The organism is Lysobacter sp. TAB13 (genome assembly GCF_052113885.1).
GTDB classification, from domain to species: domain Bacteria; phylum Pseudomonadota; class Gammaproteobacteria; order Xanthomonadales; family Xanthomonadaceae; genus Lysobacter; species Lysobacter gummosus.
This window is the reverse complement of sequence record NZ_JBFRDR010000070.1, coordinates 1-725: the sequence shown is the minus strand read 5'-3', so window position 1 is coordinate 725 and position 725 is coordinate 1. Positions and strand designations below refer to the sequence as shown.

1 protein-coding gene and 1 pseudogene are annotated in these 725 nt (G+C 62.8%); one reads left to right on the top strand and one right to left on the bottom strand.

Going from position 1 to position 725, the window contains the following annotated elements:
- A partial coding sequence (locus AB4Y92_RS25150) for an ATP-binding protein (protein ID WP_441822095.1) occupies nucleotides 1-419 on the top strand: 419 nt, incomplete at its 5' end.
- An 81-nt stretch (nucleotides 420-500) separates the two neighbouring features.
- On the opposite strand, the pseudogene AB4Y92_RS25145 reads toward AB4Y92_RS25150, so the two are convergent.
- Nucleotides 501-725 (bottom strand): annotated as a pseudogene (locus AB4Y92_RS25145) (dihydrolipoyl dehydrogenase); the annotation flags it as partial.

The following is a 725-nucleotide window of genomic DNA, read 5'->3' as shown; positions in this document are numbered from 1 at the left end:
GGAGTATCAAGGTTCCCGAAAACGTCAGCGCCGCGATGGAAACCGACGACTTCGCCGAGGTCGTTGGCAATCTGCTCGACAATGCTCGCAAATGGGCGCGTAGCGCCGTCACGGTACAGGTCCACACCGCTGACGACGGCAGCACCGTTCTTTCGGTCAGCGATGATGGACCCGGCGTACCGGGAGACCGACGTCAACTGATCCTGCAACGTGGCGTCCACTTCGCTCCGGACAGTCACCATTCATCCGGTCTGGGCCTTGCGATCGTTTCGGATACGTTGGCCGAATACGGCCGGGAACTGATCGTCGCCGACACCGAAACCGGCTGCACCATCTCGTTCGAAATAGAGCATCCCCGGCGCAGCGAACGAAAGCACGGAGATGGTGCAATGAAGCTGAGGCCTGCAGTGATCCAATAGGCCGCACGGACCGAACGGATCCGGTTGGGCCGCTTCCGCCGAACCGCGCCCGACCCGAACCCAGTCACAGCCTCAACTGATTCAGATATGAATGGCGTGCCCGAGCGCCTTCAGCGCCGCCTCCTGCACCGCTTCGCCAAGCGTCGGATGAGCGTGGATCGTCCCCGCGATATCCTCGAGCGTTGCGCCCATCTCGATGGCGAGCCCAAACGCCGCGCTGAGTTCGGAGACGGACTGCCCGACCGCCTGGATACCGAGGATCACATGGGTGCTGGCCAGCGCGACGATGCGGACAAAGCCCTGCTC